At 69.0% G+C, this 9,081-nt stretch carries 9 protein-coding genes; 8 read left to right on the forward strand and 1 reads right to left on the reverse strand.

Going from position 1 to position 9,081, the window contains the following annotated elements; translation table 11 throughout:
- Positions 1–648 precede the first annotated feature (648 nt).
- A complete protein-coding gene (locus B0F77_RS43690) occupies positions 649–2,733 on the reverse strand; it encodes a RecQ family ATP-dependent DNA helicase (protein WP_086668970.1) in 2,085 nt (694 codons plus the stop codon).
- Positions 2,734–2,763: 30 nt separating this feature from the next.
- Here B0F77_RS43690 and B0F77_RS43695 point away from each other — a divergent pair, with 30 nt between their 5' ends.
- The 8 genes from B0F77_RS43695 to B0F77_RS43730 all read left to right on the forward strand — a co-directional run bounded on the left by B0F77_RS43695 (position 2,764) and on the right by B0F77_RS43730 (position 9,026).
- Positions 2,764–4,062, forward strand: coding sequence for a glutamate-5-semialdehyde dehydrogenase (locus B0F77_RS43695; RefSeq protein WP_211294336.1), 1,299 nt, complete (start codon positions 2,764–2,766; stop codon positions 4,060–4,062).
- Between the two features lie 16 nt (positions 4,063–4,078).
- Positions 4,079–5,248 carry a cytochrome P450 gene (locus B0F77_RS43700; protein ID WP_086668972.1) on the forward strand — a complete coding sequence of 390 codons (1,170 nt, stop codon included), beginning with the start codon at positions 4,079–4,081 and terminating at the stop codon, positions 5,246–5,248.
- A gap of 180 nt (positions 5,249–5,428) precedes the next feature.
- On the forward strand, positions 5,429–6,010 hold the full coding sequence (nadD, locus tag B0F77_RS43705; RefSeq protein WP_086668973.1) for a nicotinate-nucleotide adenylyltransferase: 582 nt from the start codon (positions 5,429–5,431) through the stop codon (positions 6,008–6,010).
- A gap of 85 nt (positions 6,011–6,095) precedes the next feature.
- Positions 6,096–6,299, forward strand: coding sequence for a transcription antiterminator/RNA stability regulator CspE (cspE, locus tag B0F77_RS43710; protein ID WP_030468099.1), 204 nt, complete (start codon positions 6,096–6,098; stop codon positions 6,297–6,299).
- A gap of 141 nt (positions 6,300–6,440) precedes the next feature.
- Positions 6,441–6,824, forward strand: coding sequence for a ribosome silencing factor (gene rsfS / locus B0F77_RS43715; protein WP_045316502.1), 384 nt, complete (start codon positions 6,441–6,443; stop codon positions 6,822–6,824).
- A gap of 8 nt (positions 6,825–6,832) precedes the next feature.
- Positions 6,833–7,438 (forward strand): histidine phosphatase family protein, encoded by a 606-nt coding sequence (locus tag B0F77_RS43720; protein WP_086668974.1) that lies wholly within the window; start codon positions 6,833–6,835, stop codon positions 7,436–7,438.
- Entirely contained in the window at positions 7,435–8,148 is a 714-nt protein-coding gene (octT, locus tag B0F77_RS43725) for a diglucosylglycerate octanoyltransferase (RefSeq protein WP_086668975.1), read from the forward strand. The genes B0F77_RS43720 and octT overlap by 4 nt, the downstream gene beginning before the upstream one ends.
- 20 nt (positions 8,149–8,168) lie before the next feature.
- The gene (locus B0F77_RS43730; protein WP_086668976.1) at positions 8,169–9,026 is read left to right on the forward strand and encodes a DegV family protein; all 858 of its coding nucleotides are present in this window, start codon (positions 8,169–8,171) and stop codon (positions 9,024–9,026) included.
- The last annotated feature ends 55 nt before the right edge of the window (positions 9,027–9,081 follow it).

Raw genomic sequence — 9,081 nt, forward strand, 5'->3', positions numbered from 1 at the left:
GGGTGGTTGCGCGGGCCTTACCGAGGGTGGGGGTCCATCGCCGCTGCGCGACGATTGCGATTGGGGCTTGACCTCGAGCCTCTGGCGGGACGCATAGACGGCCTTCAAAAGCCGGGGTGAAAAGCGCCCCGGCCGAGCCCACGAGGGAAGCATCCCGCCCCCTCAAGGTAAAGCCCAATCGCGACGCGCGGGTGCATAACCGCTACCCAGCCGATTCTCACCCCACGCGGCAGGCGCTCCTGCCAACCCGGCGCGGCAAGGCCCTGCCAACCCATCCGCTTGTCACCTGGTGGGGCAGGCGCCCTTGCTAACCCATCCGCGCCTTACCCAGCGCGGCATTGGCGTGGGCATGCCCGCGGCGCCTCAACCCGTGCGCTGTCCACGGGCGAACCGGCCCGTCGCGCTGGCCAGCGCGACGTTGCCACACGCGCGGGCCCGTCATGGGCATCTGTCACGGCGCACCTGTCGCCCGCGCCGCACCTGCTGTTCACGCCGCACCCTCGCGGCGTCGCCCTGCGGGCCTTGCCACATCACCACGCGGCATCGCCGCGTCACCATGCGGCTGCCTTCCAAAGCCGTGCCTCGCCCTGCTCGCCCTTGTGCCCTCACGCGTTGCGCGCCTTCGATGGCAGGCCGGGCGCGGAATGGTCAGTTCGTCACGGCCAGCGCGAACGGCAGGACTGCGGGCACGCCCTCCTTCCTGAGCATGCGGGCCGCCACGGTCATCGTCCAGCCGGTGTCGATGTGGTCGTCCACCAGCAGGAGCGGACCGTCCACACCGGACACGTCAGGTGCCTCGCCGGACTGGACCAGGCCGGCCAGGCGGTGGGCGCTGTTGGCTCGGTGGGTCGACTCGCCGAGCCACACGGTGCCGAGGAACGGCAGCCTGCCGATGGACGCGATGCGCTCACCGAAGCTGCCTACCAGGGTGGGGCGGCGGCGGGAGCCGACGGTTACGACGCCTACTGGGCGGTCGTCCCAGCCCCATGCCGTCAGCACCTTGACGCAGGCTGCGAAGACGTCTTCGGGGATTTCGCGGTCGGTGCCGTCGGCCAGCAGGTCACGGAGGCGGTTGCCCCAGCCGATGTCGGTGAGGCGGCCGAGGGCGCGGCCGGTTGCTGCGGTTTCCGACGGTGGGATCTTGCCGGAGAGCGAGACGCCGATGGCGGCCATGCCGGTCGGCCACATCTTGCGCGGGGCCACGTCCAGGCCTGGGCGGAGCAGGCGTTCGCGGGCCGCGCCTGCTGCCACGTCGGACACCTCGACGGAGAGGCGGTCGCCGGTGCAGTTGTCGCAGCGGCCGCAGGCGTGGGACGTTGGGTCGTCCAGTTGGTCCTGCAGGAACTTCATCCGGCAGGCCGACGTGCGCTGGTACTCGATCATCACCTGTTGCTCGGCCTTGCGCGCCTCGGCGATGCGCGCGTACCGGTCGCCGTCGTACTCCCACGGGCGGCCCGTCGATTCCCAGCCGCCGCGCACCCGGCGGACCGCGCCGTCGACGTCGAGCACCTTCAGCACCACCTCGAGCCTGCTGCGGGAGAGCTCGACCATCGGTTCCAGGGCGGCCGTCGAGAGGGGTTTGCCCGCGCCGTCCAGTGCGGAGAGCACCTGGCGCACCACGATCTCGGGCGGGAAGGCCAGGGACGCGAAGTACGCCCAGATGTCGCGGTCCTCGTGGCCCGGCAGCAGGATCACCTCGGCGCGTTCGACGCCGCGGCCCGCCCGGCCGATCTGCTGGTAGTAGGCGATCGGGGACGAAGGCGCGCCCAGGTGGACGACGAAGCCCAGATCCGGCTTGTCGAAGCCCATGCCCAGGGCGGAGGTGGCGACCAGCGCCTTGACCCGGTTGTTCAGCAGGTCTTCCTCGGCGCGTTCGCGTTCGGCTGGCTCGGTCTTGCCCGAGTACGCGGCCACGGGGAAGCCGCGTGACGACAGGAACGCCGCGATGTCGTCCGCCGCCGCGACCGTGAGCGTGTAGATGATGCCGGACCCCGGCAGCCGGTCGAGTTGCTCCGCGAGCCAGCCCAGGCGGGACTCGGCGGTCGGCAGCTGCGCGACGTGCAACCGCAGGCTGTCGCGGTCGAGAGGTCCGCGCAGGACCAGCGTGCCCTCGTCGGCGCCGAGTCCCAGCTGCTCGGTGACGTCGTGGACCACCCTGTCGTTGGCCGTCGCCGTCGTCGCCAGCACCGGCACGCCCGGTGGCAGTTCGGTCAGCAACGTGCGCAGCCTGCGGTAGTCCGGTCGGAAGTCGTGGCCCCAGTCCGAGATGCAGTGCGCCTCGTCGACGACGAGCATGCCCGCGGACGCCGTCAGCGAGGGGAGCACGGTGTCTCGGAAGTCGGGGTTGTTCAGCCGTTCCGGACTCACGAGGAGCACGTCCACGTCGCCGGCCGCGACCTGCTCCTGCACGGCGTCCCACTCGTCGGTGTTCGCCGAGTTGATCGTCACCGCGTGCACGCCCGCCCTGGCCGCGGCGTCGACCTGGTTGCGCATCAACGCGAGCAGTGGCGACACGATGACCGTGGGGCCCTCACCGAGCTGGCGCAGCAACGCCGTCGCGATGAAGTACACGGCCGACTTGCCCCAGCCCGTGCGCTGGACGACGAGAGCTCTGCGGCGCTGGGCCACGAGGGTGTGGATCGCCGTCCACTGATCCTCGCGCAGCACGGCCTCCGGACCCGCCAGTGCCCGGAGCCGTTCCTCCGCCAGTTCTCGCAGTGCGATGTCGTCCATGGGGAGCAAGCTTGCCAGGCGGGTCTGACAATTGTGATTGTCGCAGGTCGTAAGCTGTGTGGCGTGACTGATGACCTGCGCGACCAGGTGCACGCCGCAGCCCGCCGCGCCCGCGTCGCCGCCGACGAACTCGTCCTCGCCACCCGTGAGCGCAAGGACGCCGCGCTGCACGAGATGGCCGTCGCCCTCCGCCAGCGCGCGCCAGAGATCATCGAGGCCAACCAGAAGGACCTCGAAGCGGGCAAGGCCGCGGGCCTTCCGGACAACATCCTGGACCGCCTCACGTTGACCGAAGACCGCATCGAAGGCGTGGCCGTGGGCCTGGAAACCGTTGCGGGGCTTGCCGATCCGGTCGGGCAGGTGCTCAACGGCGGCATCCTGCCGAACGGGCTGGAGCTCAAGCAGATCCGCGTCCCGATGGGCGTCGTCGGCATGGTCTACGAGGGGCGCCCGAACGTCACGGTCGACGCCGCCGGTCTCGCGCTGAAGTCGGGCAACGCCGCGCTGTTGCGGGGTTCCTCGACCGCCGAGCACTCCAACACCACGCTCGTCGCCGTCCTGCGTGATGCACTCGAAAGCGTGAACTTGCCGGCTGACTGCGTGCAGCTGCTGCCGTGCCACGACCGCGCGTCCGTCACGCACCTCATCACCGCCCGCGGCCTGGTCGACCTGGTGATTCCGCGCGGTGGCTCCGGGCTGATCAACGCCGTGGTCGAGCAGGCGACGGTTCCCACGATCGAGACCGGTGTCGGCAACTGCCACGTCTACGTGGACTCGCATGCCGACCTCGACATGGCCGAGGCCATCGTCCTCAACGCCAAGACGCGACGCACGAGCGTGTGCAACGCAGCAGAGTCCCTCTTGGTGCACAGGGCCGTGGCAGCGGAGTTCGTTCCGCGCATCACCAAGGCGTTGCAGCACGAGAGCGTGACCATCCACGGCGACGAGCAGTTCGCCCAGCAGCCGAACGTCGAACAGGCGACGGACGACGACTGGGGCACCGAGTACCTGAGCCTCGACATCGCCGCGAAGGTCGTCGACTCGCTGGACGAAGCGGTGAAGCACATCGCGACGTACGGCTCCGGCCACAGCGAAGCCATCGTGACGAACGACGTTGCGGCAGCCCGGAAGTTCACCACACGCGTGGACGCGGCGGCCGTGTTCGTCAACGCCTCCACGGCGTTCACCGACGGCGCCGAGTTCGGCATGGGTGCGGAGATCGGCATCTCCACGCAGAAGCTGCACGCCCGCGGTCCGATGGGCCTATCCGAGCTGACATCCTCTAAATGGGTCGTCTGGGGCGAAGGTCACACGCGTCCGAAGGCGTAGCTCTACCTTCGGAGACATGGCTCCCACCTACCCGTTCTCCGAACCTGACGGCCTGGCCCTCGATCCGACCTATGAACGTCTACGGCGTGATGAGCCTGTCTCGCGCGTGACGTACCCGTTCGGCGGCGAGGGCTGGCTCGTCACTTCTTACGAGGAAACCAAGTTCGTCCTGGGCGACTCGAGGTTCAGCCGAGCGCGAACGATCAACCAGGACGTGCCGAGGATGCAGCCCCTCATCGCGCCGGGCGGGTCCATCCTCACGCACGACGGCGAGGACCACTCGCGCATGCGCCGCCTGGTGTCCAAGGCGTTCACCGTGCGACGCATCGAAGAGCTGCGGCCGCGCGCCCAGCAGATCACCGACGAGCTGCTCGACCGCCTGGACAACCCCGGTGACCTGGTCGAGGGCTTCACCATGCCGTTCCCGATCACGGTCATCTGCGAGCTGCTCGGCGTGCCGTTCGAGGACCGCGACGAGTTCCGCAAGTGGTCGAACCAGGTGCTGTCCACCATCGGTGGCTACACGCCCGAAGAGGCGATGGACGGCATGATGAAGCTCCACGCCTACTTCACCGAACTCATCGCGAAACGCCGTGCGCATCCCACGGACGACCTGATGGGCGCGCTCGTCGTCGCGCGCGACAACGACGACCGGCTGAGCGAGGAAGAGCTCGTGCGGTTCGGCATCACGTTGTTGGTCGCGGGACACGAGACGACGGCGAACATGCTCGCGAACAGCGTCGTGACGCTGTTCGAGCGCCCGGACGCCATGAAACGGCTGCAGGACCACCCCGAGACGCTGCCGAACGCGATCGAGGAGCTGCTGCGGTTCATCCCGCTGGGCAGCGGCGCCGGCTTCACCCGCATCGCGACCGAGGACGTCCAGGTCGGAAACGCGCTGGTGAAGGAGGGCGACGCCGTGCTGGTGGTCGTGTCGTCGGCGAACCACGACGAGTCGGTGTACCCGAACGGCGCCGAGCTGGACCTCGACCGAGAAGTGGGCCAGCACCTGCAGTTCGGGCACGGCATCCACTTCTGCCTCGGCTCGCAGCTCGCGCGGATGGAGCTGCAGGTCGCGCTGGGGACGTTGCTGCGCCGGATGCCGGGCCTGAGGTTGGCGGAACCCGTCGAGTTCCGCAAGGGATCGCTGGTCAGGGGCCCTTTGAAGCTCGTAGTGGCCTGGTGAGGAAAAATCTTCACCGAACCGCGTAATGGGGGACGGGAGAGGGCGTTCCTCCGGTACGCGGCTCTGCTTCGGGGTGGGCCGCGACCCGAACGGCCCGTCCTCCCCCTGGGCCGTGCGGTGTGATCAGCACGACCGGCGTCAGGCCACGGGAGCGGCCCGACGCCGGTCTACGCTGTTTCGATGCGCATCGGCGTCATGGGTGGCACGTTCGATCCCATTCACCACGGCCACCTGGTGGCCGCCAGCGAGGTGCAGGCCAGGTTCGACCTGGACCGCGTGATCTTCGTGCCGACGGGTCAGCCCTGGCAGAAGGCGTCGCGGGAGGTCTCTCCGGCCGAGGACCGCTATCTGATGACGGTCATCGCCACCGCCTCGAACCCCCGGTTCTCGGTCAGCCGCGTCGACATCGACCGCGACGGCCCCACCTACACCGTGGACACGCTCACCGACCTGAAGAAGCAGTACCCGGACGCCGACCTGTTCTTCATCACCGGCGCCGACGCGCTGGAGCAGATCCTGTCCTGGAAACGAGCCGCGGACGCGTTCGAGCTGGCCCACTTCATCGGCGTCACCCGTCCGGGCTACACGCTGGACGACCACCATCTGCCGCCAGGGGTCGTGTCGCGCGTCGAGATACCGGCCATGGCCATTTCGTCAACTGGCTGCCGAGCTCGCACCGCCTCGGGGCAACCGGTTTGGTACCTCGTCCCCGACGGGGTCGTCCAATACATCGCGAAAACGGGCTTGTACTCCGAGTCGTAACCACGTTCGAGTGGATTTTGCGTGCATTCGTGGGCGCGGGGAGCAACAATCATCGGGTTGTTGCTGGTTCGTGGAAGGCAAGACTTTGGCTACAGGCACCGTGAAGTGGTTCAACGCCGAGAAGGGCTTCGGCTTCATCGCCCCCGACGACGGCTCGGCTGACGTCTTCGTGCACTACTCGGAGATCCAGTCCAAGGGTTTCCGTTCGCTCGAGGAGAACCAGAAGGTCGAGTTCGAGGTCGGTCAGGGCCAGAAGGGGCCGCAGGCCCAGCAGGTCCGCCCGCTTTAAGCTTCGGCACAGGTGAAGGCCACCTCAGGGCGCTGAGGTGGCCTTCGTCATGCAAGCGCGCGAAGTACCCGTTGGCGCGCGCCGGTACCCTCAGTAACTCGTGTGGGCGTATCGACGCCCGCCGGAAGTCAGAGGAGTGACGTGGCAGCCACCGACGAGGCACGACGGCTGGCGCTGGTCGCGGCGAACGCAGCGGCCGACAAGAAGGCGCACGACGTGACGGTGCTCGACGTCTCCGACCAGCTCGTGATCACGGACGTGTTCGTGATCGCGTCCGCTCCGAACGAGCGGCAGGTCGGCGCGATCGTCGACAACATCGAGGAGAAGCTGCGGGAGGCCGGTACGAAGCCGGTGCGCCGCGAGGGAGCCCGTGAGGGCCGGTGGGTCCTGCTGGACTTCGTGGACGTGGTGGTGCATGTGCAGCACACGGAGGAGCGCAGCTTCTACGGCCTGGAGCGGTTGTGGAAGGACTGCCCGCGCATCGAGTTCGAAGCGGACGTCCCCGCCGACTCCACGGCTGAATGAGGTAGCTGATGGCCCTGAGCCGGCTCGTGCTGTGGCGGCACGGTGAGACCGACTACAACGCGACAGGTCGTCTGCAGGGTCATCTCGACTCGGCGCTCACCGAGACCGGCTTGAACCAGGCCCGGTTCGCCGTGCCGGTGCTCGCCGGGTTCGAACCGGAGATCGTGGTCGCCTCCGACCTGCAACGCGCGCGCAACACCGCCGGCGTGTTCACGTCGTCGACGGACATCCCGCTGCGGATCGACGAACGGCTGCGCGAGACCCACCTCGGCAAGTGGCAGGGCTTGAACCTGGCGGAGGTGGAGGAGGAGTGGCCGGGTCAGGTCACCATCTGGCGCACCGATCCCACCTTCACGCCGCCGGACGGCGAGTCGCGCGTCGAGGTGGCCGAGCGGGCCATCCAGGTCGTGCGGGAGGTCGACGCGGAGTTCTCCGGCACCGTCATGCTGTGCGCGCACGGTGGCCTGATCAGCGCGTTGACCGGGCGGTTGCTCGATCTGCCGGTGCAGAGCTGGTCGCAGCTCGGCGGCATCTCGAACTGCCACTGGACCGTGTTCACGCGACGTAACGACCGTTGGCGGCTGACGTCGTACAACGCGGGCACCACGCGTTGAGACTGCTCGTCCTCGGGGACTCGCTGTCGTTCTTCGGTCCGGAAGGGCCGTTGCCCGCTGACCACCCGCGGTTGTGGCACAACCTCTGTGCCGCCTCGCTGGGCGGTTCGGCGGAGCTGGCGGCCGGGTTCGGGTGGACCGCCCGGGACGCCTGGTGGGCGTTGACCGGCGACCCTCGGATCTGGTCGTTGCTGCCTCGTACGGACGTGTTGGTGTTCGCCGTGGGCAGCATGGACACGTTGCCCTCGCCGTTGCCCACGTACCTGCGCGAGGGGCTGCGTTATGTGCGGCCGGACTGGCTACGGCGGTGGGTGCGTAAGGGCTACACGGCGGCTCAACCGCGGTTGGCGCCCTACGCGCGCGTTGCGTTGCCTCCTGCGTTGACCGCGCGGTATCTCCGCGACTCGCTGCAGTCGGTGCGCAACCTTCAGTACACGATGCCGGCGGTCGGGATCGTGCCGTCGGTGCATCGCGCTCCTTCGTACGGGTTCGTGCACGGCGGACACGCGGCTGCGGTTGCCGCCGTGCGGGGCTGGGCCTCAGGTGCGGGAGTGCCGTTGGTGGACCTGCCGGCCGTGATCGGGGAGCACGTGCGGTCCGGCGCCGGAAATCCGGACGGGATGCATTGGGGCTGGAAGGGCCACGAGCTGGTGGCCGAGGCGATGGCCTCAGTGATCTCGGCCGTGGCGTTGAGTCCCTCGGAGGAGTGAGCCCCGTAGGCTCGTCGCTCGTGCGCATCACCATCGTCACCGACTCCACGGCATACCTGCCCGAGGGGTTCGCGAAGCGCCATTCGATCACCGTGGTGCCGCTGCACGTCGCGGTGGACGGTGCGGGACGCCTCGACGGCGTCGACTTCGGCCCTTTCGAACTGGCCGGTGCCCTCGCCGAGCACCGCCGGGTGACCACGTCCCGCCCCACACCTGGAGAGATGGCTTCCGTCTACCAGGACGTGCTGTCGTCGTCGGACGCGGTCGTGTCCGTGCATCTCTCTCGTGAGCTGTCCGGCACGTGGGAGGCAGCACGGCTGGCGGCCGAGGAGGTCGATCCCTCCCGCATTCGCGTGGTCGACTCGCGCTCGACGGGGATGGGGCTCGGGTTCGCGGTGTTGCGCGCGTGTGCGGCCGTCGCGGCCGGGCGCTCACACGCCGAGGTGGAGGACGCGGCCACGTCCGCTGCCCAGCAGACCCGGATGTTCTTCTGCCTCGAGACGCTGGAGCACCTGCGCCGGGGTGGCCGGATCGGCACCGCGGCGGCTCTGGTGGGGACCGCGTTGGCCGTGAAACCGTTGCTGCACATGGACGACGGCCGGATCGTGCCGTTGGAGAAGGTGCGCACGATGAGCCGCGCCGTGGGACGTCTGGTCGATCTGGCGGCGGCCGCGGCGGGGGACGGCCCCGTCGGTCTGGCCGTGCACCACCTGGCCGCTCCGGAACGTGCCGCCGAACTGGCCACCCGCCTGGACGAACGTCTGCCCGGCTCGACCGGATGCGTGATCTCGGAGGTGGGCGCGGTGATCGGCGCGCACACGGGCCCAGGCGTGCTGGGTGTCGTGGTGCTGCCGGGAGGACCCGACAGTCTCCCATAGACCCCCGACAATTCCCCGTCCCCGAGGCGCGAGTGATCGCGACCTGTCCACAACC

This window comes from Lentzea kentuckyensis, from assembly GCF_002150765.1.
In the GTDB taxonomy this organism is placed as follows: domain Bacteria; phylum Actinomycetota; class Actinomycetes; order Mycobacteriales; family Pseudonocardiaceae; genus Lentzea; species Lentzea kentuckyensis.